The 25,748-nt window shown below is 48.4% G+C and carries 28 protein-coding genes and 1 other annotated feature; of the genes, 3 read left to right on the top strand and 25 right to left on the bottom strand.

The window, feature by feature from the left end; translation table 11 throughout:
- Positions 1 to 13 precede the first annotated feature (13 nt).
- From GGC63_RS26570 to GGC63_RS26580, 3 genes are all read right to left on the bottom strand, one after another.
- Complete coding sequence (locus tag GGC63_RS26570; RefSeq protein WP_079910712.1) at positions 14 to 1,258, bottom strand: Glu/Leu/Phe/Val family dehydrogenase; 1,245 nt, start codon at positions 1,256 to 1,258, stop codon at positions 14 to 16.
- 226 nt (positions 1,259 to 1,484) lie between these two features.
- Positions 1,485 to 2,087 (bottom strand): genetic competence negative regulator, encoded by a 603-nt coding sequence (locus GGC63_RS26575; protein ID WP_079910713.1) that lies wholly within the window; start codon positions 2,085 to 2,087, stop codon positions 1,485 to 1,487.
- Positions 2,088 to 2,286: 199 nt separating this feature from the next.
- Positions 2,287 to 2,622: a hypothetical protein gene (locus tag GGC63_RS26580; protein ID WP_079910714.1), complete on the bottom strand. Its 336-nt coding sequence runs from the start codon at positions 2,620 to 2,622 to the stop codon at positions 2,287 to 2,289.
- A 104-nt stretch (positions 2,623 to 2,726) separates the two neighbouring features.
- Here GGC63_RS26580 and GGC63_RS26585 point away from each other — a divergent pair, with 104 nt between their 5' ends.
- On the top strand, positions 2,727 to 3,623 hold the full coding sequence (locus tag GGC63_RS26585; RefSeq protein WP_192704887.1) for a polysaccharide deacetylase family protein: 897 nt from the start codon (positions 2,727 to 2,729) through the stop codon (positions 3,621 to 3,623).
- Positions 3,624 to 3,696: 73 nt separating this feature from the next.
- Here GGC63_RS26585 and GGC63_RS26590 read toward each other — a convergent pair whose 3' ends face one another.
- Both GGC63_RS26590 and GGC63_RS26595 read right to left on the bottom strand, forming a co-directional pair.
- Positions 3,697 to 3,912 (bottom strand): hypothetical protein, encoded by a 216-nt coding sequence (locus GGC63_RS26590; protein WP_144027856.1) that lies wholly within the window; start codon positions 3,910 to 3,912, stop codon positions 3,697 to 3,699.
- On the bottom strand, positions 3,913 to 4,506 hold the full coding sequence (locus GGC63_RS26595) for a CPBP family intramembrane glutamic endopeptidase (RefSeq protein WP_192704888.1): 594 nt from the start codon (positions 4,504 to 4,506) through the stop codon (positions 3,913 to 3,915). It lies immediately after the preceding gene.
- Between the two features lie 67 nt (positions 4,507 to 4,573).
- Between GGC63_RS26595 and GGC63_RS26600 the strand changes: the two genes are divergently transcribed.
- Positions 4,574 to 5,491, top strand: coding sequence for a hypothetical protein (locus GGC63_RS26600; RefSeq protein ID WP_192704889.1), 918 nt, complete (start codon positions 4,574 to 4,576; stop codon positions 5,489 to 5,491).
- Positions 5,492 to 5,621: 130 nt separating this feature from the next.
- Here the strand turns inward: GGC63_RS26600 and GGC63_RS26605 are convergent, their stop codons facing one another.
- A complete protein-coding gene (locus GGC63_RS26605; RefSeq protein ID WP_192704890.1) occupies positions 5,622 to 5,948 on the bottom strand; it encodes a rhodanese-like domain-containing protein in 327 nt (108 codons plus the stop codon).
- A 268-nt stretch (positions 5,949 to 6,216) separates the two neighbouring features.
- Positions 6,217 to 6,470 (top strand) — a binding site (T-box leader).
- A 136-nt stretch (positions 6,471 to 6,606) separates the two neighbouring features.
- Between GGC63_RS26605 and serA the strand changes: the two genes are divergently transcribed.
- Positions 6,607 to 8,193: a phosphoglycerate dehydrogenase gene (serA, locus tag GGC63_RS26610; RefSeq protein WP_192704891.1), complete on the top strand. Its 1,587-nt coding sequence runs from the start codon at positions 6,607 to 6,609 to the stop codon at positions 8,191 to 8,193.
- Positions 8,194 to 8,337: 144 nt separating this feature from the next.
- Here serA and GGC63_RS26615 read toward each other — a convergent pair whose 3' ends face one another.
- The 19 genes from GGC63_RS26615 to ribE (GGC63_RS26705) all read right to left on the bottom strand — a co-directional run bounded on the left by GGC63_RS26615 (position 8,338) and on the right by ribE (GGC63_RS26705) (position 25,740).
- Positions 8,338 to 10,182: an ATP-binding protein gene (locus tag GGC63_RS26615; RefSeq protein ID WP_079910720.1), complete on the bottom strand. Its 1,845-nt coding sequence runs from the start codon at positions 10,180 to 10,182 to the stop codon at positions 8,338 to 8,340.
- Position 10,183: 1 nt separating this feature from the next.
- The gene (locus GGC63_RS26620) at positions 10,184 to 10,900 is read right to left on the bottom strand and encodes a response regulator transcription factor (protein WP_079910721.1); all 717 of its coding nucleotides are present in this window, start codon (positions 10,898 to 10,900) and stop codon (positions 10,184 to 10,186) included.
- 35 nt (positions 10,901 to 10,935) lie between these two features.
- Positions 10,936 to 12,162: a c-type cytochrome biogenesis protein CcsB gene (gene ccsB, locus GGC63_RS26625; protein WP_192704892.1), complete on the bottom strand. Its 1,227-nt coding sequence runs from the start codon at positions 12,160 to 12,162 to the stop codon at positions 10,936 to 10,938.
- The gene (locus GGC63_RS26630; RefSeq protein ID WP_079910723.1) at positions 12,162 to 13,844 is read right to left on the bottom strand and encodes a cytochrome c biogenesis protein ResB; all 1,683 of its coding nucleotides are present in this window, start codon (positions 13,842 to 13,844) and stop codon (positions 12,162 to 12,164) included. The genes ccsB and GGC63_RS26630 overlap by 1 nt, the downstream gene beginning before the upstream one ends.
- A gap of 213 nt (positions 13,845 to 14,057) precedes the next feature.
- Positions 14,058 to 14,588 carry a thiol-disulfide oxidoreductase ResA gene (gene resA / locus GGC63_RS26635; RefSeq protein ID WP_192704893.1) on the bottom strand — a complete coding sequence of 177 codons (531 nt, stop codon included), beginning with the start codon at positions 14,586 to 14,588 and terminating at the stop codon, positions 14,058 to 14,060.
- A 65-nt stretch (positions 14,589 to 14,653) separates the two neighbouring features.
- Positions 14,654 to 15,400: a pseudouridine synthase gene (locus GGC63_RS26640; RefSeq protein ID WP_079910725.1), complete on the bottom strand. Its 747-nt coding sequence runs from the start codon at positions 15,398 to 15,400 to the stop codon at positions 14,654 to 14,656.
- Between the two features lie 20 nt (positions 15,401 to 15,420).
- The gene (locus tag GGC63_RS26645; protein WP_079910726.1) at positions 15,421 to 15,762 is read right to left on the bottom strand and encodes an N-acetylmuramoyl-L-alanine amidase; all 342 of its coding nucleotides are present in this window, start codon (positions 15,760 to 15,762) and stop codon (positions 15,421 to 15,423) included.
- Positions 15,763 to 15,820: 58 nt separating this feature from the next.
- The gene (locus tag GGC63_RS26650) at positions 15,821 to 16,354 is read right to left on the bottom strand and encodes a spore maturation protein (protein ID WP_079910727.1); all 534 of its coding nucleotides are present in this window, start codon (positions 16,352 to 16,354) and stop codon (positions 15,821 to 15,823) included.
- A 6-nt stretch (positions 16,355 to 16,360) separates the two neighbouring features.
- A complete protein-coding gene (locus tag GGC63_RS26655; RefSeq protein ID WP_192704894.1) occupies positions 16,361 to 16,993 on the bottom strand; it encodes a nucleoside recognition domain-containing protein in 633 nt (210 codons plus the stop codon).
- 26 nt (positions 16,994 to 17,019) lie between these two features.
- Positions 17,020 to 18,192: a D-alanyl-D-alanine carboxypeptidase family protein gene (locus tag GGC63_RS26660; protein ID WP_192704895.1), complete on the bottom strand. Its 1,173-nt coding sequence runs from the start codon at positions 18,190 to 18,192 to the stop codon at positions 17,020 to 17,022.
- Between the two features lie 201 nt (positions 18,193 to 18,393).
- Complete coding sequence (locus GGC63_RS26665; RefSeq protein WP_192704896.1) at positions 18,394 to 19,080, bottom strand: SOS response-associated peptidase; 687 nt, start codon at positions 19,078 to 19,080, stop codon at positions 18,394 to 18,396.
- Positions 19,080 to 20,174, bottom strand: a complete 1,095-nt coding sequence (locus GGC63_RS26670) for an HD-GYP domain-containing protein (protein WP_192704897.1) — start codon at positions 20,172 to 20,174, stop codon at positions 19,080 to 19,082. Before GGC63_RS26670 ends, GGC63_RS26665 begins: the two co-directional genes overlap by 1 nt.
- Before the next feature lie 147 nt (positions 20,175 to 20,321).
- On the bottom strand, positions 20,322 to 20,798 hold the full coding sequence (ytfJ, locus tag GGC63_RS26675; protein ID WP_192704898.1) for a GerW family sporulation protein: 477 nt from the start codon (positions 20,796 to 20,798) through the stop codon (positions 20,322 to 20,324).
- 126 nt (positions 20,799 to 20,924) lie between these two features.
- A complete protein-coding gene (locus GGC63_RS26680) occupies positions 20,925 to 21,602 on the bottom strand; it encodes a DUF2953 domain-containing protein (RefSeq protein WP_192704899.1) in 678 nt (225 codons plus the stop codon).
- A gap of 176 nt (positions 21,603 to 21,778) precedes the next feature.
- Positions 21,779 to 22,387, bottom strand: coding sequence for an SMC-Scp complex subunit ScpB (gene scpB, locus GGC63_RS26685; RefSeq protein WP_192704900.1), 609 nt, complete (start codon positions 22,385 to 22,387; stop codon positions 21,779 to 21,781).
- Positions 22,356 to 23,147 (bottom strand): segregation and condensation protein A, encoded by a 792-nt coding sequence (locus GGC63_RS26690; protein ID WP_225948520.1) that lies wholly within the window; start codon positions 23,145 to 23,147, stop codon positions 22,356 to 22,358. Before GGC63_RS26690 ends, scpB begins: the two co-directional genes overlap by 32 nt.
- Before the next feature lie 157 nt (positions 23,148 to 23,304).
- The gene (gene ribE, locus GGC63_RS26695; protein WP_079910736.1) at positions 23,305 to 23,772 is read right to left on the bottom strand and encodes a 6,7-dimethyl-8-ribityllumazine synthase; all 468 of its coding nucleotides are present in this window, start codon (positions 23,770 to 23,772) and stop codon (positions 23,305 to 23,307) included.
- A gap of 65 nt (positions 23,773 to 23,837) precedes the next feature.
- Positions 23,838 to 25,046: a bifunctional 3,4-dihydroxy-2-butanone-4-phosphate synthase/GTP cyclohydrolase II gene (locus tag GGC63_RS26700; protein WP_079910737.1), complete on the bottom strand. Its 1,209-nt coding sequence runs from the start codon at positions 25,044 to 25,046 to the stop codon at positions 23,838 to 23,840.
- A gap of 25 nt (positions 25,047 to 25,071) precedes the next feature.
- Positions 25,072 to 25,740 (bottom strand): riboflavin synthase, encoded by a 669-nt coding sequence (gene ribE, locus GGC63_RS26705; protein WP_192704902.1) that lies wholly within the window; start codon positions 25,738 to 25,740, stop codon positions 25,072 to 25,074.
- Positions 25,741 to 25,748 lie beyond the last annotated feature (8 nt).

Consider the following 25,748-nt stretch of genomic DNA (forward strand, 5'->3'; position numbering starts at 1 on the left):
TTCCTATCCAGAATCAGATCCACCCTCTGAACCGGGCGGCCTCTGCCATCTTGCGTACGCCAACCATATAGGCGGCCAAGCGCATATCAACATTTCTTGTAATATGAATATTATAGACATTTTCAAAGCCTTTTTCCATCACTTCTTGCAGTCTGGCATGCACTTCCGCCTCTGTCCAGTAATATCCTTGGTTGTTCTGCACCCATTCAAAATAAGACACGACCACCCCGCCCGCACTTGCCAGCACGTCCGGTACGATCAGGATGCCTCTGTCCGTTAGTATCTTGGTCGCTTCCAGAGTCGTCGGTCCATTCGCTGCCTCCACAACGATGGAAGCCCGGATGCGGTCTGCATTCTCCGCTGTAATCTGATTCTCGATCGCCGCCGGTACAAGAATATCACATTCTTGCTCGAGCAGCTCTTTGTTCGTCAGCGTATTCTGGAACAATTTCGTTACCGTACCGAAGGAATCTCGGCGATCGAGCAAATAATCGATGTCAAGCCCGTCTTTATTGTACAGTCCCCCATATACATCGGAGATTCCCACAACCTTGGCTCCCGCATCATGCAAAAATTTCGCCAGAAAGCTGCCCGCATTGCCGAAGCCTTGAATAACAACCTTGGCGTCCTTCAGCAAGATTCCTTTCTTTTTCAACGCAAGATCGATCATAATAGTTACACCCTTGGCTGTAGCCGTTTCCCGGCCTTGAGAGCCGCCGAGTACAATCGGCTTGCCTGTAATAAAATTCGGCGCATCAAACTCGCGAATGCGGCTGTATTCGTCCATCATCCACGCCATGATCTGAGAGTTGGTCATCACATCGGGGGCAGGAATATCTTTGGTCGGCCCGACAATTTGGCTAATGGCCCGCACATATCCGCGGCTTAGCTTTTCAAGCTCACGCATCGACATGTTCCTTGGATCGCAAATAATGCCTCCCTTGCCGCCTCCATAAGGAAGATCGACAATACCACATTTTAAGCTCATCCAGATAGACAGTGCTTTTACTTCGTCCTCATTGACATCGGGATGGAAGCGAACGCCCCCCTTGGTAGGGCCAACAGCATCATTGTGCTGGGCTCGGTAGCCGGTGAAGATCCGGATAGAGTCATCATCCATACGAATCGGAATTTTTACAGTTAATACCCTCATAGGCTCCCGGAGCAGCTCCACCATACTTTGGGAATAGCCGAGCTTGGTCAAAGCCTTCTCAATAATGATTTGGGTGGAATGAAGCACATTCAAATTCTCTGTCATCTAGAATCATCCTTTTGAAGTTGATTGGTCTAGTCCTGAACGGTTCATTCCCCTATTGTTGCACTATCGAAACACCCTCATGCACTCCCCATTTCTCCCAAAAAAGGGGAAAGAAAACGCCAAAATAACAGCCCCCGGAGTAACAAATTCAAAAAAAAGCATCCCCCAAAAACATCAAGTTTTTGTTGGACGCTTTTATCATCTAGGTCAAGCCGACTGTGACAGCTTATTTAAAGTGGGAACACAGCACCTTCACAGCGTCAGACGCTATAACCGTCTTGCCATACTCCTCGAGAACCGCACGCGTTACGGTAGCCACATCCCCAAACTCGGACAGAACAGCAATCACAGCCTGGTATCCGCTCTCATCCAGTTCATCGGCATTTAATTGCAGAAACCACTTGTTCTTATACGAAAACAGGATTCCACCGTCAGTAACCAACGGATTCAGCACTTTCGCCATGCGCAGTAAGTCTTCAAAATCATGAAACATATAGGAGATTTGGTCCGTTTGCTCCAGCGTGACTTCAAGCTCATACATTTCTTCGACTTCCTCGTCGTAGGACTCAACGGAATGTTGGAAATCCACCTTCCCGCGCGTAACGATAACGACCATACCTTGCGCCGGGAGCTGGAGCACCTCAACGGCAAGCGGTCCGGAAGGCTCGAAGCCTAGCTCGGAATAAGCCTGATCCATCATATCGCTGAACAACTCGTGCACTTTAGGAATTTCTCTCCACATGTCATCCTTTTGAATGCCTCGCTCCGTCAAGTCGTCGAATGTGAGGAAAATCCGTATCTTGTCCTGACTTAAACGCTCCATTTTCATACAGGATTCCTCCTTGCCGACGCATATATTATAGCTTATGAAGTAAGGTTAAAAAGGTGAGTAAGCATTTATAGCTTGTATTCAATTATATGACTATTATATCACAACATAACAAGAAATGTACGAATGTCCTGAAAAAAAGAAAAGACACGAGCACAGGTTCTGCTCATGTCTGGTACTTCCGGTCCATCTACAGACTTCATTGAGTCTGATATACTTCCTTTTGTTGATTCTCTGTCAGAATTTCATCGACTGCGGCTTTGATCTCGGCATCCTTATTAATAAGGGCTTCCACTCTGGCGAGGCCTTCATGGGTGGAACCCGCTTCCTTCTTAGCATGTATGGATTCCGATCCGGAGGCAGGCTGGTTTTTAACGTCCGAGTGATTTGAAGCGCCTGCTTTGTCCGCAAAGCCGCCGAGCGATTGGTTTTTGCTGCTAATTGCTGAAAAGAGCATGGATTTGCTTTTATTATTGAAATAAACAACAGCGGCAGCTCCAACCAATCCCCCAAGCAAGAATGATCCGAACTTCATGGCTATCCCTCCATCCGTTTGATTACATACGTATTGTCCGCTATGAAGAAGCGAAGCATGCATGATAAAATTAGGAAACCAACACAGAACAGGAGAAGTCAGACATGAACAAAAAGCTGCTTACAGGGCTTGCAGCCCTTCTTATTTTGACAGCAACAGCCTGCCAAAATACCGCAAAGCCTTCCGGTACTATCACAGGTGCGCAACCCGGCCCTTCCGGAGGGACAGAGCATTCCAAAACTACCCCAGCTCAAATAACCAAGCCGACGGATACCGCTCCCTCGCAGCCGCCTACAGTGCAATCTGCCGAAACTTTGCCATCGCCGAAGCCATCAGCTGCGCCGCCCGAAGTACCGAAGACAGCCTACCGGTTAAATCCGAAAAGCTATGATATCCAGCCCATCGATCCCTCAGTAACCGAGAAAAAAATGGTGCTGCTTACGTTCGACGACGGACCCAAGGATAAAGAAATGCTCGAATCGATGCTGAATACATTGGACAAGCATCATGCCAAGGCGATTTTTTTCGTCAACGGCTACCGCGTGAAGCAAAAGCCGGAGCTCCTCAAGCTGATTCATGAAAGGGGGCAAACGATTGGTAATCACTCCTGGGATCACATTGACTTGAAAAAAGAAAACGAAGAGAAGGTCAATCAGCAAATCGGAGACGTTCAGGCTATCGTAAAAGAAGCCATTGGGGAAGCGCCTCGCTTCTTCCGTCCTCCATTCGGTTCCGGCGGTGATATCGTCAAGGCCAAGGTAAAGGAGGAGCAAATGCTCTTTATGACCTGGTCCAACGGATCGAAGGACTGGGAGATGAGCACCAAAAACAACAATCCCGATCAAGTGGTCGCCAATGTGCTGGAGCAGCTTCGGCCCGGAAGCAACATCTTGATGCATGAGCTTCCTTGGACCGATAAGGCGCTGGATAAGCTCCTCACCGAGCTGGAGCAGAAGCAGTACGGCTTTATCGATCCGGCGACGATAGAAATCACGCCTTAACCCCGCTCTTCAGATCCGCGGGCAAAAAAAGATCCGTTCCCCAGGACGGATTCAAGATATCTTCTATGGTTTGTTAGCTGTGTTTCTTCAGATAATCCCAGCCCCAGATCAGAAGTCCGATGACTAGCAAGATAAATAACCACAGCAAGGTCCGGTAAAAGACAGGGAGCCATCTTTCCTTTTCCGTTGGATGTATGGTGCTGCGCGGAGGAAGAAAGTGTTCCTCCTCCCATTCCTCTTCCGGGCCTTGTTTGTTTTGTGCGCTCATATCTTGTTGACTCAAATGCATTTAATCCTCTCTCCTGTAACGTATAATACAACCCATTATAAAATCGATGACGAAATGGGCTATGATAGGCGTCCATAAGGAACCCGTCTGAATATAAATCCAGCCCAGGCCATAGCTGATGCTGAATACCAGACCCGTCATAAGCCAATGCTGCAAATACCGGATATGAATGGCCGCGAATAATATACTTGTCCAATAAGGCCCCCAAGAAGCCTGAATGGCGCCTCTGAATAAAAGCTCCTCACATAGGGCAACGAAAAGGGACATAACGGTAATATGCCATAAAGGGCGGTTTTTGAACAGCAGCTCGTTGATTCCGCCGTCGTCCGTCACTTCGGGAGGCACCCATCTCGAAATAAGCAAATCGACAATCAGCACGGCTAAGGCGAAGACAACTCCCCAAACAGGAATCCAGATTCCATGCTTCCAAGAAAACATTTGAGACAAGGAAGGCTTCTGAAAAAACATAATAATGGCTCCAAGCAGCAGCACCAGCACTTGCGTCATGTATAAATTCATGATGAGAAACCGTTCGTCGATTTCATCGGCCTGGACGTGCCTGAACTTAAATTGCTTAAAATTAAATTTTTTCATGCAAATTATTCCTTTTTTCGACAGGATCACCTATACTATCAATAAAAAAACATCAAGGAGCTTGAACATGGAGAAAAGGTTGACCCGTACAGATTACTTATTTGTCCTCATCTTCATTTTTATGCTCGTACTCGCTCTCGGCACTTTTTTCCTCGGAGTCAAATTGGGTCAGGAACGTTCCGCCGCAAAGTACGAAGGTCAGATCTCCCGGCAGCAGGATGCTGCCAAAGCGTATTCCGCTTATCATCAACAGTATCTGGTGTCTTTCTATCATACCATTTATCAACCGTACAGGGAATTTCAAACGAGCTGGTTTGATAAATTAGACGTGCTTGAAGTCAACCGGAGCGCGGATGCCTCCTTATTGCTCAAGGATTTGTCCAAGCTGGCTAAAGACAAGTACGATGAAATCATCGACAAATCCATGCCGGAATCCTCGCCTCTTCTGCAGGAGGGACAGCAAAACTATGCCAAGAGCCTGAAGCTGTTTAGCGAAGCTTTGAGCAGCCTTCAATCCAGAGCCAATTCCATGCCGGCTGCGGAGCTGCTGAAGGATATGGACAGCAATGCATACTTGATCGAAGCGAAAAACTTTGCTTTGGCAGCGCAAAAGAACTATTACGATTCCATCGTCAAATGGCAGCAATCTGCATCCGCTTCCATTCAAACCGCCGATGCCGGAAAGCCGTTAACCATACAGGAGTGGAACTCACTCCCTCTTAATGTCAAGAATGTTTACATATCCGGTGTTCTAGTAAATACCAAGCTGTATAAGCCGTTTACACCGCAGGATCTATGCATCCGAATCGACGAGATGATCGCAACGGGGCAAGCCTCGAAATACAATCTGACTCAAATTCAACCGGTTATTGAAGTACTTCTGGCAACGGACGCCGTTCGTTCCGGAGATTTTATCCGCAACAAAAGCAGATGGTATCCGAACGAAACCCTGCCGCAAATCCCCTTCTTTACCGGACAAAATTGAGGTAACCCTACAAGGCGGTGCTGCGGCTTCGAAAGCACATTGAAGTGCTTTACGGGAAGCCAGAAATTAAAAAGCCGTTTCATTGCAGACCCGCGGGTTTGCATTTGAAACGGCTTTTTTTGTCAAATCATTAATCGTATTGGAAGCCTCGAAGCATAGCTACGGCTGCCATGCCTCCTTCCACATTCACGACATTGTCATACCCTTGCTGCTTCAAGTAATAGCACACGTTGGCGCTCCTCACACCGTGAGCACACACGATATAGAGCTTACGATCCGTGGGAAGCTCCGATAAACGGGCAGGTATAGTGTTCATAGGAATCAGCTTCGCCTCGTCCAGATGGTAATATTCCCATTCCATAGGATCTCTTACATCAATGATAATGGAATCTCCCATCTCCTCTTGGTTCAACTTCTCCACGAATGCTTTCGGATCTATCATTTCAAAAGGTTCCATTAAGCCCATCTCCTTCTCTTGATTGCCTCGTAAAGAACAATAACGAAAAATTCACAATTGATCAAGTAAAAACCATTGCAATCCGTACGAAATTGCCATAAAATATGGTTTGTAGCTAGTGAAAGGCGAACAATTATCGCCATTCAAGCACAAAGCGTACGTAGATCTCGTCCCCTAGCAAGGCTTGTCAAATTAGGTCGGACAACCTATTCGACACCTATTGACACGAATTACAGGGTCATGGTACGCTAATGAAAATTCATTTTAACAATCGACTTTGACGGAGACAGTATAATCCGGTAATGCGCAGAGAGCCGATGGTTGGTGCGAGTCGGACATTATCCTTTATACGGAGCACTCCAGAGTTGCTGTATTGAAATGCTACCGCTTCGTGTGAACGGGCAAAGTAGGTGCAGCCGGGTAGGAACCGTTACCTTTCTGAGTCTTATGACTCGCGAGGCTGCTCGTGTGAACGCGCAGCGAATTAGGGTGGTACCACGAAAGTAACTCTTCGTCCCTTATATACGGGCAATCGTATGGGGATGAGGAGTTTTTTTATGCTCATTTACAAGGTGATATGGCTCGAGGTGCAGCCCACCCTCCCTATCGTCCGTCATTTGAGCTGTTAGACATTATACTATATTTGGAGGTCTGAACAATGTTTAAAGTGTTAGTAATGGATGGCATTAGCGACATGGGAATTCAAATGCTGTATGACGCAGAGGATGTTACCGTTGAGAAGAAAAACGGTTTGTCCGAAGACGAGCTGATCGCCATTATCGCCGATTATGACGCTTTGATGGTACGCAGCCAGACAAAAGTAACCGAGAAAATCATGAATGCCGCTGCTAAATTAAAAGTTGTAGGCCGCGCAGGCGTTGGCGTTGACAATATCGATTTGGAAGCTGCAACCAAACGCGGTATCGTGGTTATCAATGCTCCGGACGGAAATACCATCGCCACTTGTGAATTGACCTTCGCCATGATGATGTCGGTCGCGCGTTCCATTCCTCAAGCTTACAAAAAAACAGTCGGCGGCGAATGGGACCGCAAAACCTTCGTCGGCGTAGAGCTGCGCAACAAAACCTTGGGTATCCTGGGTATGGGACGCATCGGCAGCGAGGTTGCGAAGCGCGCTAAAGTATTCGGCATGAATGTTATCGGATATGACCCGTTCCTGACAGAAGAACGCGCTGAGAAAATCGGTGTCAAATTAGGTACGGTTAACGAGATCGCCGCACAAGCCGACTTCATTACCGTTCATACGCCATTGACTAACGAAACCCGCCATATGATCTCCCGCCCGCAGTTCGAGCTGATGAAAAAAGGCGTACGCATCATTAACTGCGCGCGCGGCGGCATTATTGATGAAATGGCTTTGGTTGAAGCTATCGAATCGGGTATTGTAGCAGGTGCTGCATTTGACGTATTCGAACAAGAGCCGCCAAAACCGGATCATCCATTCCTGAACAACCCTAAAATTATCGTGACTCCTCACTTGGGAGCTTCCACTGTAGAAGCACAAGAGAACGTAGCGATTGACGTTTCCGAGGAAGTCCTTCATATTCTGCGCGACCAGCCGTTTAAAAATGCCGTTAACATGCCTCCTGTTCCTCCGACTGTGTTGAATAAGCTTCAGCCTTACTTCAACCTCGGTGAACAGCTCGGACAATTCGCAGGACAATTGACCGAAGGCGCCGTCAACGAAATCGTAGTGAACTATTCCGGCGATTTGAGCGATGTGGATCCTACTCCGCTTACCCGCTACATCGTCAAAGGCATTTTGGCTAATCAGCTGGAAGGCGTAAATATCGTAAATGCGATGCATTTGGCAAAAACTCGTGACGTCAACATCGTGACTCAAAAATCGACGGCATCCAAAACGTTCACGAACCTGGTATCCGTTACTTTAAAAACGAAAAATGAAGAGCGCACATTGGCTGGAACCCTGCTTGCAGGCTACGGCGAACGCATCGTGCAAATCGATCAATATCCTGTTGATATTGCCCCTCACGGTCATCTGCTGTTGATCTCCCATAACGATAAACCGGGCATCATCGGTAAAGTGGGAACCTTGCTTGGCAATAACGACGTGAACATCGCCTCGATGCAAGTGGGACGTAAAGTATTCGGCGGCTCCGCGATCATGGTTCTGACTACGGACAAAGCAGCTCCTGCAGACGTACTGGAACAGCTTGCACAGCTTCCGGAAATCGAGAAAGTAGCCGACCTTACTCTGCAATAATTTCACTTTGTTTCACGGACAACAAGATTTACTTCCTGCATTCAACAAAAAGAAAGAGCTTCCGATAATTTCTGTCGGAAGCTCTCTTTCTTCTTGTCGATATGTGATGCAGATCCGTGTAGAATCGTCCGATATCCTGCTTACCTACCTAGGATCGCATGGAAGAATAACCGAAAAGGTCGTCCCTTGCCCTACCGTACTCTTTACTTGCACGGTACCCTTATGGGCTTCCACAATGCTCTTCACAATGGAAAGGCCAAGTCCGGTGCCTCCGCTCGTTCCCCGCGTACGGGCTTTATCCGCTTTATAAAACCGCTCAAATATATAAGGCAAGTCTCCAGCAGGTATTCCTTGTCCCTGGTCCGTAATCTCGAGCAAGATGGCATCCTTGCCCTCATAAGTATGCTTTGCGGCACGCAATTGGATTTGTGCTTGCGGAGGAGTATGGCGTATCGCATTATCGAGTAGATTGGTCATGACCTGCTCCAATCGATCTTCATCCGCATGGGCCAGCAGCAATTCCTCCTCGGGAAGATCCACCGTCATCGTGATGCCCCGCTCCTTGGACAGTACGGCGAATTTCCTGTGCATCCGCCTCATGAAATGAAGGATATCCACTTCACGGAAATTCATCTCCATATTGCCGGTTTCCATCTTGGCCAGATCCAGAAGATCGCGTACCAGCCTACCCATGCGAAGGGACTCGTCATGGATGACTTGGGCCAATTCTTTCCGTTCCTCCGGTGATGAAGCGATATCATCCACAAGGGCTTCGCTGTATCCTTGAAGCATAGATAACGGCGTCCGAAGCTCGTGGGAAACATTGGCTACGAAATCCTTCCTCAGCTTATCCAGCCCGAACTCTTCCGTTACGTCCCTCATGACGGCAACGACTCCGCGGACGACATCGCGCGAATATAACGGAGCCATTACAACCGACCAGACTTCATTACGAACATGAAGCTTGGATGTGATCTCGGCAGCTCCGTTGATCACTTCTTCGAATAACGGTCGAACGGGCGGCGGAATCATATCGATATGCAAGCTTTGATCCCCTTCAGAATCCTTCTCCTGACCGAAGTCGGTCCATTGAAGCTGCCCCCAATCACGAACGATTTTATAGCCTTGGGGATTCGTAAGGATCACTTGACCGTCTGCATCAAAAGTAATGACGGCGTCCGCCATGCTTCGCAGCACGCTGGACAGATGCTCCTTCTCATGATTCAGCGCCTTGATCGTATCTGACAGCTCTTCCCCCATCCGGTTGAACGTTTTGGACAGTTCGCCGATCTCGTCATCCGAAGAAATCGGTACCCGAGTACCATATTCTCCATGTGAGATTAAATCCGCGGCTTTTTTCAGCTGCTGCAGCGGCTGCGTAATTTTGGTCAACAGGAAGAAGGCGAAGAACGTTGTCATAAGGAACCCTGCGAGCGATACGTATGCGAATAAACGCATGACATAGGCTTGAGTCTCCTCTACCGACTGGGTCGATTGATACAGCACTGCCGCACCGATAATGGTTTGCTGGGACGCATCCTTCAAGGGGACGGCAACAGCGGAATACAAATTATTGGCTCGCTGTTTGCCCCCCGCCTTTCCGACAACCTTATTATCGATGATCTGACCTGCAAATACCTTCTGCATGTCCTGCTTGCTGAAGAAATCATCATAATGCAGATCCCCCAGACTGCCAGGCTCAAAATAACCGGATTGGTTAAACTGTTTGTCTAGAATAAACACGGTCGCTTCCTGAGCGCTCAGCAAATCGTTGACCATCGTAATATAGTGATTGTCCTCGCTATGAAGGGAAATGCCCTCTGCAACCTTGGAGCCCAATTTATGCAGGCTTTCAATCTGATCCTGCGACTTGGGGAATGAGGTCTGTATATATTGAAACAGGAACAGGCCTAAGACCATCAAGATGACAGCAACCAGCCCGATAATAGTCAGCCAGAGCTTTCCGACAATACTTTTTAAAATAAACACCTTATTTAGGCACCTCAAGCTTATAGCCGACGCCCCAAACCGTCGTGATCATGGCAGCAGCATCCGGCGAAACTTTATTCAGCTTCTCCCGCAGTCTTTTGACATGGGTGTCCACGGTTCTAAGATCACCGAAAAATTCGTAGTTCCATACGTCCTTCAACAGCTCTTCTCTTGAAAATACTTTGTCCGGCGAGACCGCCAGGTAATGCAATAGCTCGTACTCCTTAGGTGTCAACGCCACCTCTTGTCCTCCGGCCGTAACACGGTGTGCATCATGCTCAATGACCAGATTCGGGAACACGATGTTGTTGCTCGTGTTAACATCTTTGGACAAGTACGCTGTAACCGAGGAACGGCGCAATATCGCTTTGACCCGATAGATCACTTCACGAGGGCTGAATGGCTTCACGACATAATCGTCCGCTCCCATTTCGAAGCCCTGCACACGATTGGTCTCCTCACCCTTGGCTGTCAGCATGATGACCGGAGTGGATTTCACCTGACGCAATCTCGAGCATACCTCGTTGCCATCTATACCTGGAAGCATAATATCGAGCAATATTAAATCATAGTCGTTCTCAACCGCCTTCTTCAAGGCCGTTTCTCCATCCTCCGCTTCCTCGATAGAAAAGTTCTCCTTCTCCAAGTACATCCGCAGCAACCGGCGAATGCGCTCTTCATCATCGACAACCAATATGTTCATCTTTCTTTCTGTCATGAACCTTCATCCTTTCCTGTTCCATTATCCCTGCATTATACACCCGCGTAAGAGTGCAATCCCGCAATGACTAGGTTAACACCGATCAACGTAAACATAACGACGATAAATCCGATAACAGCCAGCCAAGCGGATCTTTTACCCTGCCAGCCTCTGGACAGACGAAAATGCAGGTATGCCGCATAGTAGAGCCATGTAATAAGTGCCCACACCTCTTTGGGGTCCCAGCCCCAGAACCGCCCCCAGGCCTCCGCGGCCCATATCATGGCAAAAATAAGTGCGCCTAAGGTGAAGATAGGATAGCCGATCGCAATGGCGCGATAGCTGATTTCATCAATATCTTCAGGGTCAATTTCCTTCATCAACGGACTGATTGCCGCCGACAAAGGCTTTCTTGCGATCAAACGGAGCACCGCATAAAGAATGAGGCCGCCGATGAATGACCAGATCACGGTATTCAGCTTTCTCGCCGCTCCGCTGCCCTTAAACCATCCCGGGGCTTCAAATAAAGGCTCGGTCAGTCCAATAAACGGTTTCATCTCGAGCACTTGAGAATCCTTAGGCATAACAATCGGAGGCAATACGTACTCCGTCGTTTGCTGTACGGCTCCTTCCGCTGCCGGCATCGCAAATTTAGCGCTGTAGCCTGCGGCATTGAAGCTAAAGATCATAACTACGAACGCTACGATGGTTACCAGGAAGAACATCGTTATCTCGACGCCGAATCTCTCCTTTTTACCGGCTTGATCGCTGCTGTTGAAATTGATGGTTCGAAGCAAGTACATCAACCCGGCGGCGAAGCCTACCGCAAAGAACGCCTCACCGGCAGCTGCCGTGGTCACGTGAATTTTCAACCAGTAGCTCTGCAAGGCCGGGATCAGCGGTTGCACCTCTTTTGGAAATACCGATGCATACCCAATGATAATGATGCCTACCGGCAATGCAAATACCCCAAGCACCTGCGAACGATAAATGAAGTACACGATAATAAACGCCAGCATGATCATCATCGCAAGGAAGGTCATAAATTCAAACATATTGCTTGTCGGTATATGACCTGCTTCCGCCCAACGCTTGAAGAAGAAGCCCAGATGACAGAGGAATCCTATAATGGATAAGATAATCCCTGCATTCCCCCACTTCTGGCTTTTGGCCTCCGCATCCTGCCGGTTTAGCTTCTTGCCCGTAATGCCAATTACAAATACTAAAAATGCTGCGCTGTACACAATGAAAGCAAGCAATAACAAAGAACTGCTGTCCACTACTTCAACACCCCTGCCTCTAATGTCTTGGGATCTACCTGAATCCCGGTTTTATGAAGAATGTGCGCCACTTCTTTTCGAATGCCGAACCAGTTTTTGTTGGTGTGCGCACCTAACGACAGCTGCCCGTCGTCAATTCTTACCCAGACACGGCGGTGGTGCCAATAAAAGCCCATTACCAGGCCGATCATGGATATGGCTGCGCCTACCCATATGAAAGGAAGCGCTCGGTCCACGCGGATATTCAAGTAGCTTGTATAGGAAGAGAATTGTACATCTGACATCGAATTGACGGAGAGGTCCAGCTTCTTGGCAATCTCCCCGTTAATCTGATCTTGTGCAAATGCTTCTTTATCCACTTGTCTCGGGAAATAGATAAACGGCTGGCCCTCCGGAGATAGTCCAGGCCCGGTTATGTAAAAGATAAACGCGGGAGCCTTTGCTACATTGGACTTCGTCATTGGAGTCCCTTTGTCGTCCAGGCCGAATTCAGGGAAATAGCCCTTCAGCTTGAACTGGTACGGACCGACTTTGTATTCGTCTTCCGGCCGGGTCATCGATAATTCCATGCTGCCGTATACTTCTCCTGTCTGTTTATCTTTCAGTGAAGGCTTCACGGAAATTAAGAGCGGATCTTCCTTGTAGTCGTACTGGTAAGCCAGCAGGCCTTTATAATTAAGCGGCTTGTTGACGATGATATCCTGACGATGAACTTCCTCTAGGGTTGGTTCCTTGAGCGGGTCATCACAGTTAGCCGTACATTTGTAGAGAACGGCCTTGGTCTCGTAGATTTTGGCGACGGCTTGCTGCTTGGCCCGGAAATCGGCGGACATCTCGTCTTCCGAGTAATAGTCTACGGTAAATTTCTCGTTTTTCAGATAGTAGGAAGTAGAAGGGATTTTTACAGGAGTTCCTTCCGGAAAAGCAACGTACTGGTCCATATTCCATCCTGGAAGACTGCGCATAAGGACGGCCATTAAAAAAATGATCAGCCCGATATGATTAATGTATGGTCCCCATCGGCTGAATCGGTTCTTCTCCGCAAGGAGCGCTGTACCGTCCGTATGAACTCGGTAGCGCTTCTTCTTGAGAAGCTGGGCCGTTTGTTCAATCCACGCCCTTGACTGTTGTTCTATATCGGCTTTCTCCGTGCTTTGCGTAATAGGACCGCTGTAAGATACTTTTTGCCGCAAAATAAAGTTGATATGTTTGCGAATTTGCTGCTTGCTGAGCGCCCGGTACAGCGGTAGGACACGGTCCAGACTGCAGACCACAAGCGAAGTGCCTAGCATAAAAAGCAGTGTAATAAACCACCATGATTCGTATGTACGTGATAAGCCAAGCTTGTAATAGATATCCCCAATAATTCCGTACGTTTCCTTGTAGTAGGTCGACGGGTCGAAATTAATGAAGTTGCTTTCTTGCGTAAAGATGGTACCCAGGGCGGCCCCCAACAGTGTGATAATGATAATATAGATAGCGATTTTCACGGAAGAGAAAAAATTCCACACTTTGTCAAGCAAACCCGGATTGGCCTTCTGCGAACGCCTTGCGACACCGTCATAACGCATTTCAAGCGGTTCTGTACCATCATCGTCAAACAGCGGCTTGCCGCAAGACTCGCACAGCACGGTTCCGACCAAATTTTGATGACCGCATTCGCATTTTGTATTCTGAATCATGATGTTCCTCCTGAGAGCTTCATGGAAAGCTTGCTTCTTGTGCCAAAGCCGATGATTCGTTGGAACATCCGCCTTGCCAGACTAACTGGATTCATTGAGAATCGATATCCGTCTTCGTTACTGCGCTCATACAGCATTACGTAAAGGGAGTATCGGAAGGATAGCACGCCTTTACGTAATGAAATCACTACTATGAGCATCACCGCTGGATGATTATTTACCGGCAGCTGCTATGGAAGCGAAAGTCTGCTCAATATAAGCTTCGTCCATTTCGCCGATTTTAATCTTCGCAATCTTGCCGTCCGGAGAAATAAAAAAGGTAGTAGGGTACTGCATAACGCCGTACCGCTTACGAGTCTCTTCGTTGTCGTCCAGCAGAATGGGGAAATTAATTTTGTACTGATCAATAAAGCTTTGAACCGTAACCTTGCTCTCCCCCAGATTTAATCCGAGTATTGCCGTCGTATCCTTGTTCATCTTATCGTAATGATGCTGAATGGCCGGCATTTCGTTCTTACAAGGCGGGCAGAACGTACCCCAGAAATTAACCATAACGGACTTTCCCTTATAATCGGACAGCTTATGCTGCTTGCCGTCCAGGCCTACAAGCGTAAAGTCGGGTGCTTTGGAGCCTTCGACCGGCTTTTTATCCGTAGCATACAAATTGTTGAACATCGTAAGCGCACCGATAACAATCACCGCGGCAAATATCACCATCTGAACCCAACGTTTATGTTTTCCCATTATTTTACACCCCAAACCATCTCGGTCGATTCTATCCCCATTATATCGAAATTTGGCGTCAGCGATTATTTGCCTTTTTGAATTTTATGTGTCTTGAGAGCGCTATCGATCAGTTCTTTCACTTCCTGCGGTTTTAAAAGCCGGAATTTGCCTCTGGGTACCCCGAGCAAAGGTATAGGACCGAATTGAACACGCTTCAGCTTAATAACCGGAAACTGGATCGCATCAAACATACGCCGAACCTGACGATTTCTTCCTTCGTAAATGGTCATGGAGATTATAGTTTCATTTTTTTCCGGATTGACATCGTAATATTCAACCTCCGCAGGAGCTGTCATGCCGTCCTCAAGCTGAATCCCTTCGCGGAGCTTGTCCAGAAGTGAACCGTGCGGCACCCCTTTGACGGTTGCATGATATGTACGTGGAACATGATGCTTAGGATGCGTTAGCAGATTGGCGAAATCGCCGTCGTTCGTCAACAGAAGCAAGCCTTCGGTGTCGTAGTCCAGCCGGCCTACGGGGTAGATTCGTTCCTTAATTTCTTTCATGAAATCCGTAACGATTTTGCGGCCGCCGGGGTCGGAAGCGCTAGTAATGACGCCCTTCGGCTTGTTGAACAGGACGTAAACCTTCTTTTGCTGTCGAATAGCCCGTCCATCTACGTGAATCACATCCTTTTGGGGATCAACCTTTACCCCTAAAGTTGTGATTACCTTATCGTTCACCTGCACGCGGCCTGCAGTGATCAATTCCTCACATTTTCTCCGGGAGGCCACTCCCGCTTCTGCCAATACTTTTTGTAATCGTTCCATTGGACTGTATTCACCTCAACCTAATGATACCTATCATCAGGTGAAATCACAAGTTGAGACCATGGGAAAAAAGCTCCCGGACACGAAATACTGTGCGGAAATATGTCATCCGGTTGAAAACGCCATGCTTCCGCAAGCCGGATGATCAGTTTATTCAAAATAAACAGCTGCTCTTTCTCCTTAACCGTATAGCTGTAACGGGGCTCAGAGAAATCGCCTTCCACACAAATGTGAATATACAGGGGGTCGGTTTGCTCGGAAGCCGGGATAATGGTGCCATCCCGGGAGATGAAGAAATCATAGCCTTTACCGTTAATGGAGGGACATACCGAATGGTGGATAATAATGCCGTAATACTGCACTCAGCTCACCTCTTATCTGTTAGCTGGTACAGTATATGTGCGGAGAATTTTGGGGGTTCTAGGCGAAGACTAAATAACAGATGGCGATAGAGGCTATAAACCCTACGGCATCGGATATTAAGCCGACCTTAAGAGCATAGCTCGCCTTGCGGATACCGATGGCACCGAAGTATACCGTAATGACGTACAGCGTCGTGTCAGTGCTCCCTTGGATTGTAGAGGCAATGCGGCCGATCATGGAATCAGGCCCAAACTGTTGAACAAGATCTGTCGTAAAAGCAAGCGAGCCGGCGCCCGTGAGCGGACGAAGGATCGCAAGTGGCAGCACTTCGCTCGGGATGCCGATCATCGCACAGAATGGCTTCACCCATCCTATCAGCAGCTCCATAGCCCCGGATGCCCGGAAGACGCTGATAGCAACCATCATGCCGACCAGATGCGGAATGATCCGGATCGCCGTATCAAAGCCTTCCTTGGCCCCGTCTACGAACGATTCATAGACGGGCACTTTACGGTAGGCGGCGAATAACGGAATAAAGACAATGATGACCGGGATGGCCCAAGCCGAAATGATATTGACGAAGGAGTACAAACGCGATCATCCTTTCCCTGGAGGAGTAGCTGGCGGATTGGCGGGAGGCTTCCGAAACAGGGGTGCGCTTCGGCTCCGGTACCACTTATCGACTATAATTGCTGCCAAGGTCGATATGAAGGTTGCCACCAGCGTCGTTCCGACGATATCGGTAGGGTTCGCCGATTGAAAATTCATTCGTATGGCAATCAGTGTCGTAGGAATGAGAGTAATACTGGCCGTATTAAGCGCTAACAGTGTACACATGGCCGGGCTCGCCTTATCCTTGTCCGGATTGAGCGATTGCAGCTCCTGCATGGCCTTGATCCCCATCGGGGTGGCAGCGTTGCCCAGCCCCAAAATGTTGGCGCTCATATTGGACATGATGTATCCGATAGCGGGATGGTCTTTGGGGATGCTTGGGAATAAGAAACGCACGAAAGGCCGGAGCAGGACAGCCAGCTTCTGCAGCAGTCCCGCATCCTCCGCAATTCGCATCATGCCGAGCCAGAACACCATCACGCTGATCAAGCCGAAGCAAACGGTTACTCCGCTCTTGGCACCCTCAAACGCCGCCTGCGTGACAACTTCAATATTTCCCTTGACGGCAGCCACTACAAAACCGGCGACAATGAAAAACAACCATATAAGATTCACCATAGAAGAGGTGTCTCCCTTCCTAATTGTTATGCCGCTTGTCCCGTGAATAAGACGCGGACCAGGAACTGTACAATATAGAGCCATTTATCCGCGTATGTCGCTGTTCCCTGATCGGAGGCCTGAAAGAAAAATGCAGACTGCTCCGGCTGATTTAACCTTGGACTATCCTTATCGTATAGCGGAATGCTGCCAATAGGCTTGCCGTTCAAGCTGTAGGTGAGTGACCCTCTTTCACCCAGACGATAATTCGTTGAAGCAGGGTCAACTAATTGGATCTTGGTTGAGAATTGGCCCTTTTCGCTTTCCAGCACCGGATAAGCAAAGCTTTTGCCGGCAACCAGGTCGGTGCCTTGCACCGCATCGCCTTTGCCGATAAACTGCTGCAGAGGGTAATTCTTGAACCCGTAATCCAAAAGCTTGGCGTGATCAGCCCAATCATTGCCGTCATTCAGCGTGACGACAGCCAGCTGTTGTCCGTTGCGGGTGGCCGATGAGACGAGGCAGCGTTTCGCGGTCTTGGTATAGCCGGTCTTGACTCCGTCCGCGCCTTCGTACAAGCTCAGCATCTTGTTCTTGTTAAGCCAAGTATAATCCCAGGCTTCGTTAGGATTGGGCACCTTCTTCACCTTTGTTTTTACGATTTCCTGGAAAACCGGATTTTGAAGCGCGTGGGCCGCAAGCTTGGCCATATCATTCGCTGTTGAATAATGTCCTTCCGCATCAAGTCCGCTAGGATTCTTGAAGCTGGAGCGGGTCATACCGAGCAGCTTGGCTTCCTCATTCATCATGTAGCCGAATCCTTCCACAGTTCCTCCTACATGCTCCGCGATCGCGGTAGCCGCATCATTGCCGGAACGAAGCATCATCCCGTACAGCAAATGATTCAGGCTCATTTCCTCGCCGACCTTCAAGTAGATGGAGGAACCTTCTTTGCCGGCTGCATTTCTGCTTACTTTCACCATATCTGACAGCTTGCTGTTCTCTATCGCAACAATCGCCGTCATGATCTTCGTCAAGCTGGCAATCCGCATCTGCTTGTCTCCCTGCTGACTATACAAAATACGGCCCGAGGTTACATCTATCAGTGCTGCCGCCTCCGCATGCGTGGATACAGGGGGAGCGGCTTGTACAGCTGCCGGCCAGCCTGCCGAAATTATCAGGTAGATCCCCATTATCAACAATGAACCCAGTCTTTTCATGTGGTCCGATCCTCCTAATTTTATTGCAGCCTCCGGCATTCCGTTTCCGGACGGCTTAATTCCTGTTAAGGAAGCGTGACTCGATTCGTTTACGGAACATCTTGTACAAGTATATGCTTATCCACCATGGTTATGAGTTGCCATGCAAATAAAATAGCCCTGCGGAAACGAGGTATCGTTCCTGCAGAGCTATTTTTAGTGTTATATCAAGGATCGCATCGGAGCGATGCAATCCGGTTCATCATAGCGTACGTTGCCCACCTTGGGGTCGACTTCATAGGAAGTCATAAGGCTGGCGGGATAAGAAGCCAGCACCGGCTCGAGTCTTGAGAGCTCCGTTACAGTACGGTCCAGCCATAGCGATTCCGATTCTTTGGTTAAGATAACCGGCATCCGATCATGTACAGCGGCCACAAGATCGTTGGGTTCCGTAGTAAGAATAGTACAGGTATGCAGCTTCTCTCCATTAGCTTGAACCCAGGTATCATATAAACCCGCCATGCCGAAAAGACCGCCGTCTTTCATCGTAAACCGGATAGGCTGCTTGCTTTTCCCCGCCTTCTTCCACTCATAGAATCCGTCGGACGGAATCATGCATCGTTTACGGCTTAACAGACGTTGAAAGGACGGCTTCTCCGTCACCGTCTCCGCTCGTAAATTGATAGGGGTGACACCAGCCTTCTCATCCTTCGACCAGCTCGGCACAAGCCCCCAGCGAAGCTCGCCCAACCGGCGATCTCCTTGGCTCTCTCCGCCTATGATAGCGGGAATCCATTGACCCGGAGCTATATTATACCGGGGAGCATATCGGGCTGCCACGTTCTCGCCTAATAAGAAATGGAGCATCAGCTCCTCCAGTGTAACGGTGATCGTATACCTCCCGCACATTATCTGCCACCCCCATCATCCACACTGCTTACGAACACAGTCAGCTTTTCAGATAGATCCACTTCGTACGGCTGTGTTTTCTGCCCTTCAGCATCCTCAAAGATACGGATGACAGGACGCTGAGGTACCGCAGGGTTAATATTGACAACGACTCCCTTCTCGCCTGTACTTAGTACAACGGATAGTCCGAGCGGGTAGATCGCGACATTGTCCCGGAATAAAGCTACCTTCTTATGCTCATATAATGTCCCTACGCCTGCGAACAGTGTCTCCATCGCTTGATGCGGCAGCATGGCTGTCCTGTACGGGCGATGCATCGTCATCGCGTCATAGCTGTCTACAATGGCGATCCATTTGGCGTATTCATGGATTTCCTTGTCTTTAATTCCTCGCGGATAGCCGCTGCCATCCAGACGCTCGTGATGCTGGAAGGCGCAATGGGCAGCCAACAGCGGTATGTTAGGCTCGTCCTTCAATAATTTGAAGCCTAATTCCGCATGAGCCTGAACCTCTGTGCGCTCGGCATCAGTCAGAGGTCCCGGTTTTTTCAGCAAGTCCTGATTAATCTTGATTATTCCGATATCATGTAATAGCGCTCCCAGACCAAGTGTCAAAATTTCATCCCGGCTGTATCCGTTAGCCATGCCCAGCATGGTAGCATAAATGCAAACATTAAGAGAATGCTGGTATAAATATGTATTCGTGACATTCATATTCATTAACATGATAAGGGCGTCTTCTCTGGAATCCAGATCTTCGATGATCATCTTCATCACATTGCCGAAGGCTTTTCCCATAAAATGATTTTTTGAAAATTTCGGTCTGCTGTTGCCTTCGATCATGCTCCTAAATTGTGTTCGTATTTCGCTAAGGGCTTTAACCCTCGTTTCATCGGAGATTGGATCTTCTATAACGATATCGCTTGTCGCTTCATCTTCAATGTATAAAAAATCGATGCCAAGCTGCTCGAGCCGGTTGAGAACGGTTTGTGAAAGCTCAACATGCTCTTTAAGCAGGATGACACCTTCCTCATTATAAATGCATTTCCCTAGCTTCATACCAGGAATACAGGATCGAGTAGGAAGTAAACGCACAAAAAAACCTCTTTCGTTATTGACTCATAACCTAACTATAAAAGAAAGCTTTTTAAAGAGCAACCATAAACAAAAAGCAAAGCTGCCCAAACAAATTTGAGCAGCCGGCAAAAGTTGGAACCATACTAATCACTTATAAAATTGCCGCTAAACAATAAAATTTTGGTTCTCGATATTATTCGTCACATGGGTGCCGCTCTCCGGCATGCCGGTTTTGTTACCTTTCATCATGCTTTGGATACGGTCCACCACCGTCGGTGCGGAATCAATGAGGCGCTCCAGCAAGTGCGTTTGGTTATCTAAAGGAACGATTTTTACGCCATGCTTGCCAACCACCAGGAACGCTATTGGGGTAATCGACACACCGCCGCCGCTGCCGCCGCCGAAAGGAAGGGCTACTTGCGCGTTCATTGCATCGTTGCGATGGCCACCCGCATTGTTCTCTTCGGCGGATGAAAATTCACTGCCCCCTGCCGCAAAACCGAAGCCCACCTTGGAAATCGGCATAATGACGCTGCCGTCAGGGGTTTCTACAGGATCGCCGACAATGGTATTCACGTCGACCATTTCCTTAATGTTTTCCATTGCAACCTTCATTAAGCCTTCGATCGGATGTGTTGTCATTTAGTCTCCTCCTCTTCGTGTGACACAATACTTAAGGGAATCCTGTCGCATCTTTATCATCTCCAGAAGAAGAGGTACCTATGTAATGGTAAATTTATTTAACAAGCATCAAGAAGTCGTTTCGCTTTATGACGCTTTGAACAGGACCTTACGCCACATACGTAAACCGCCTTTAATCTTCATGATGCGCAGCAGCAGTCGAAGACTGGCATACATGATTTCGTATACGCGAATTTTGAGCAAAACCTGAACTTCCGAGGAAAAAGTAGTTATATTGTATTGAGGGACCACTTGAATAACCGGTTTCGTCTCCAGCTGAATATACCGGAATATGTAACCTAAAAGGGAAGCCTTGAGTCCCCACACCATTCCTGTCGTCATAGCCGTTTCTGCCGCATCTCCAATGCCCACGTTCGTTTTCCAAAATAACTCGGTACAGCGTACATGCCGCAGTGTCTCTCGGAACCATCTGTTAAATTGGAAACAGTGGGCCAGCAGCACCTGATAATTCGCGAACGCCTCTTGAATGGTCCGTTTGGTGATATGGCTCTTGTTATCGTTCGTCAGCTCATTATTGGTTTTATTTACTTGTTCCGCCTTAAAATGGACTCCCTCTTGAACATTCAAAAATTTGATAACAGGAATAGCGAATCTACGTTTCACCAAACCGTACAGTGTATGCAAATCCAGCACGATTTCATCGTCCTGCCGCTGTCTCACCACCGTGAATCTGCACTGCATACTGCTGCAAGCAAAAAGAAGGATAAGGACAAACACTATTCCTACAATCCAAGGCCAAATCATGTTCTACCTCCCGCATGCATCGCCCTGCCAAAATCCATAATCCTTCGCAAGCAAGGATAGGTGTATTTTCGCAAAGCGCAAATAACTCCTTATGCTCAAGAAGCACAGCTTCTGTTCATTCAGGAGTTAGTATAGCCCTGTGATGGTAAAACATGCGCAGCTATATACAGGCTTTATTATTCGGATTGGGATACATCCTCGAAGGTCATTTGCTTTTCATCCAGCTTGTCGAAAAGCAATCTTGTCTCTTCTTCCAAATTATCATCATTTTGAAATAATGAAGTTTCCGGCAGCTCATCAATCGAACTGAGAGCAAAGTAATCCAGGAACGCTTTGGTTGTACCGTATAAAATAGGACGGCCCGGCGCATCTGCGCGGTCAACCTCTTGAATCAAATCCTTAGCCACCAATGTCTGGAGGGCACGATCCGCCTTGACGCCGCGGATTTCCTCAATCTCCACTCTTGTGATCGGCTGCTTATAAGCAACGATGGCCAGGGTCTCCAAAGCCGCTTGAGATAAGGAGGAACGGGACGGAGAATACGCCAAACGCTCTAAATAAGGAGCATGGTCCGGAAGCGTCGTCAGCTGGTAAGCTCCTGCCAACTCAACAATTTGCAAGCCGCGGCCGCTTCTCTTGAAGTCCGCTTGAAGATCCAGCACAAGTTCTTTGATGAAATCAGCGTTTTGCTCTAATACTTCAGCCAGCTGCTTGGCATCCAGACCCTCGTCCCCCGCCACAAACAGCAAGCCTTCAATAACTGATTTCATCTGTTGAAAATCCATGTGCTATTCCTTCCTCTCTTGCCTGAATCACAATATCCTCAAATAATTTATGCTGATAGCAGATGACAACCTTCACCTTCATCAGCTCCAGCAGCGCCAAAAAGGTCGTTACGATCCCTTCCCTGGTCATCATGTTGTTGTCCACCAACCTGGAAAACAACACCTTGCCCCCGGCCTTCTCCAGATACTCCACTACTTCTCTCATCCGGTCCTTAACAGAAATCTCATCCTTGCGGATTTTGGCAACCATATTGCGGCTGGACATCCGGTTCATCGCCCTTTGGAACGCACGTACCAAATCTGCTATGTGCAGGCCTTTGACCGGATTTTCAACGATGGCGGGAACATAAGGCGTCAAGTCCTCGGGTTCCCTGGTATAAATCAAGCTCCGCTCCAGCTCCTTGTCCCTCAAATGATCGGCAATCGCCTTGTATTTGCGATATTCAATCAGCTTGGCAACGAGCTCGGCACGCGGGTCATAATCCTCGTCCATCATATAGTCATCATATTCCATCTCAATAACGGGAGGCTTAGGCAGGAGCATCTGACTCTTAATGGACAAGAGCGTCGCGGCCATCACCAGAAACTCGCTGGTGACTTCCAGCTCCAGCTCCTGCATAGCATCCAAGTATTCCATGTATTGATCCGTAATCTCTTTGATCGGGATGTTGTAGATATCTATTTCTGATTTATCTATTAAATGCAACAATAAATCGAGGGGGCCTTCAAACGTATCCAGCTTGTATGTAACCTTTTCCAAGTAGAATTTCCCCCTAAGATTTTTCTTTAGAAAAATCAGCTTCGTAAGCATACGCTAAGATTTTTCGTCAGAAAAATCGACTTCGCTAGTATCTCGGGCGATAAATTTCGCGCAAATATGACATCGTCTGCAAATCGCCCTAATACATCATTGTAGTTCAGGAAAGCTGTTTGGTCAAATTCGCCATCTCAATAGCGGTGGTAGCCGCTTCCCATCCCTTATTGCCGGCTTTGGTTCCCGCACGCTCCACAGCCTGCTCAATGGAATCCGTAGTCAATACGCCAAAGATGGTCGGAACACCTGTTTTAAGGCTGATCGCCGCAACTCCTTTAGCGACTTCATTGCACACATAGTCAAAGTGAGGAGTGGAGCCGCGGATTACTGCTCCCAGGGTAATTACGGCGTCATATTTGCCGCTTTCGGCCATTTTTTGAGCGATCAACGCGATTTCGAAGGCCCCCGGTACCCACGCAATTTCAACTTCTTCATCCGCTGCACCGTGACGCTTCAAGGCATCCAGCGCACCGCCAAGCAGCTTGCTTGTAATAAATTCATTAAACCGTCCAACAACAATACCGTATTTTAATCCTTTAGAAATTAAATGTCCTTCGTATATTTTCGCCATGTTTTTACAACATCCTTCCGCTGTAGTCGTTATTTTATAAAAAAATGTGTAGGTTTCGACAAAGGTCAGAACCGCAGCATGTGACCTAGCTTCTCCTGCTTCGTGTGCAAATAGTTCGTATTGGACTCATTTTCTTTCATTTGGATCGGGACGCGTTCCACAACCGTTAAGCCGTATCCTTCAAGACCTTTGATCTTGCGTGGATTGTTCGTCAGCAGCCGTATTTGTGAGATGCCCAAATCCTTCAATATTTGAGCGCCGATTCCATAGTCCCTCAGATCCGCCGGAAAGCCCAGCTGCAAATTCGCATCGACCGTGTCCAGACCCTGTTCCTGAAGGACGTACGCTTTAAGCTTATTGATCAGACCGATGCCGCGGCCTTCCTGCCTCATATACAGCAGCACGCCCGACCCCGCTTCGTCAATTTGCTTCAGCGCCGCATCCAGCTGTGGACCGCAGTCGCACCGATGCGAATGGAATACGTCTCCGGTCAAGCATTCCGAGTGAACGCGGACCAGCGTAGGCACGGAGCTGTCAATCTCGCCTTTGACCAAGGCTACATGCTCTTTTTGGTCCACAGCATTGGAGTACGCTATAGCCGTGAACAAGCCGTAATCTGTCGGAAGCTTGGCCGCCACCTCCCGTTTGACCAGCTTCTCCTTGTGGTTGCGGTATTGAATCAAATCCTGAATGGTGATGATTTTCATATCATGCTTGCGGCTGAATTCCATCAGCTCGGGAACGCGGGCCATTTCCCCATCCTCTTTAATGATTTCGCAAATGACAGCGGCAGGGTAGGAACCGCACAGACGAGCCAGATCAACGGCTGCCTCCGTATGTCCCGCCCGGCGAAGCACTCCGCCCTTTTTGGCAATAAGAGGGAATATATGCCCCGGACGACGGAAGCTCTGAGGGTTCGTGTCAGGATCGATCAGCGACTTCACCGTCATAGAGCGCTCCGATGCGGAAATGCCTGTCGTCGTATCGACGTGGTCTACCGAAACCGTAAAGGCCGTGCCATGGTATTCCGTATTTCTCGTTACCATCGGGGGCAGCTCCAGCTCCCGGGCCCGTTCCTCGGTAATAGGGGCGCATACGAGACCTCGGCCTTCCTTGATCATGAAATTGATGATCTCCGGGGTCGCTTTTTCGGCCAGAGCGATAAAATCTCCCTCGTTCTCTCTATCTTCATCATCGACAACGATAATGATTTTTCCAAGCATCAAATCCGATATGGCTTCTTCAATCGTATGGAATTGAAACGATGTATCCATGCTCACTCCCGCCTTTCTTGATCGTTTAGATAAAACCGTTCTCCGCCAGAAACGCTTCCGTCAGCGTTCCCTTTTTGCGAGCCGTTTCACCGCTCCCCGGCATCCGGTGATTCATCAGCTTTTCCATATATTTGCCCAGAACATCCGCTTCAAGATTCACTTCATCTCCAGCTTTCTTATGCTGAAGAATCGTCTGAGCCAGCGTGTGAGGGATAATGGACACCGTAAAGCTCTGCTCCGTTACCTGCACTAGTGTCAGGCTGATGCCATCAATCGTAATGGAGCCGTGCGGAATCATATACTTCAATATGGAAAGCTCCGAAGGCTCGATCTGAAACACAACGGCGTTCTCTTCCTGATATCTGTTCGTTATGAGACCCGTTGAATCCACATGGCCCTGAACGATATGGCCGCCAAAGCGCCCTCCCGCAAGCATCGCCCTTTCCAGATTGACAGGATCCCCGACATGCAGCTTGTGGAGCGACGTACGCCGGAAGGTCTCAGGCATGACATCCACCGTAATCGACGATTCGTCATACTGAACGACCGTTAAACAAACGCCGTTCACAGCAATGCTGTCGCCCAAATGCACATCCTCCAGGATTTTCCTGGCACCTATGGTCAGAATCATTGCTTGTCCTTGCCTGGTTATTCTTCTCATGGAGCCTATTTCTTCAATGATGCCCGTAAACATCCGCCACA

It is taken from the genome of Paenibacillus sp. OAS669, from assembly GCF_014873645.1.
In the GTDB taxonomy this organism is placed as follows: domain Bacteria; phylum Bacillota; class Bacilli; order Paenibacillales; family NBRC-103111; genus Paenibacillus_S; species Paenibacillus_S vulneris.

Bases quoted from the DNA above. Each gene is read 5' to 3' on its own strand.
- GGC63_RS26570 (WP_079910712.1), bottom strand. From the start codon at position 1,258: ATGACAGAGAATTTGAATGTGCTTCATTCCACCCAAATCATTATTGAG.
- GGC63_RS26575 (WP_079910713.1), bottom strand. From the start codon at position 2,087: ATGAAAATGGAGCGTTTAAGTCAGGACAAGATACGGATTTTCCTCACA.
- GGC63_RS26580 (WP_079910714.1), bottom strand. From the start codon at position 2,622: ATGAAGTTCGGATCATTCTTGCTTGGGGGATTGGTTGGAGCTGCCGCT.
- GGC63_RS26585 (WP_192704887.1), top strand. From the start codon at position 2,727: ATGAACAAAAAGCTGCTTACAGGGCTTGCAGCCCTTCTTATTTTGACA.
- GGC63_RS26590 (WP_144027856.1), bottom strand. From the start codon at position 3,912: ATGCATTTGAGTCAACAAGATATGAGCGCACAAAACAAACAAGGCCCG.
- GGC63_RS26595 (WP_192704888.1), bottom strand. From the start codon at position 4,506: ATGAAAAAATTTAATTTTAAGCAATTTAAGTTCAGGCACGTCCAGGCC.
- GGC63_RS26600 (WP_192704889.1), top strand. From the start codon at position 4,574: ATGGAGAAAAGGTTGACCCGTACAGATTACTTATTTGTCCTCATCTTC.
- GGC63_RS26605 (WP_192704890.1), bottom strand. From the start codon at position 5,948: ATGGAACCTTTTGAAATGATAGATCCGAAAGCATTCGTGGAGAAGTTG.
- serA (WP_192704891.1), top strand. From the start codon at position 6,607: ATGTTTAAAGTGTTAGTAATGGATGGCATTAGCGACATGGGAATTCAA.
- GGC63_RS26620 (WP_079910721.1), bottom strand. From the start codon at position 10,900: ATGACAGAAAGAAAGATGAACATATTGGTTGTCGATGATGAAGAGCGC.
- GGC63_RS26630 (WP_079910723.1), bottom strand. From the start codon at position 13,844: ATGATTCAGAATACAAAATGCGAATGCGGTCATCAAAATTTGGTCGGA.
- resA (WP_192704893.1), bottom strand. From the start codon at position 14,588: ATGGGAAAACATAAACGTTGGGTTCAGATGGTGATATTTGCCGCGGTG.
- GGC63_RS26640 (WP_079910725.1), bottom strand. From the start codon at position 15,400: ATGGAACGATTACAAAAAGTATTGGCAGAAGCGGGAGTGGCCTCCCGG.
- GGC63_RS26655 (WP_192704894.1), bottom strand. From the start codon at position 16,993: ATGGTGAATCTTATATGGTTGTTTTTCATTGTCGCCGGTTTTGTAGTG.
- GGC63_RS26660 (WP_192704895.1), bottom strand. From the start codon at position 18,192: ATGAAAAGACTGGGTTCATTGTTGATAATGGGGATCTACCTGATAATT.
- GGC63_RS26665 (WP_192704896.1), bottom strand. From the start codon at position 19,080: ATGTGCGGGAGGTATACGATCACCGTTACACTGGAGGAGCTGATGCTC.
- ytfJ (WP_192704898.1), bottom strand. From the start codon at position 20,798: ATGACAACACATCCGATCGAAGGCTTAATGAAGGTTGCAATGGAAAAC.
- GGC63_RS26680 (WP_192704899.1), bottom strand. From the start codon at position 21,602: ATGATTTGGCCTTGGATTGTAGGAATAGTGTTTGTCCTTATCCTTCTT.
- scpB (WP_192704900.1), bottom strand. From the start codon at position 22,387: ATGGATTTTCAACAGATGAAATCAGTTATTGAAGGCTTGCTGTTTGTG.
- ribE (WP_079910736.1), bottom strand. From the start codon at position 23,772: ATGGCGAAAATATACGAAGGACATTTAATTTCTAAAGGATTAAAATAC.
- GGC63_RS26700 (WP_079910737.1), bottom strand. From the start codon at position 25,046: ATGGATACATCGTTTCAATTCCATACGATTGAAGAAGCCATATCGGAT.
- ribE (WP_192704902.1), bottom strand. From the start codon at position 25,740: ATGTTTACGGGCATCATTGAAGAAATAGGCTCCATGAGAAGAATAACC.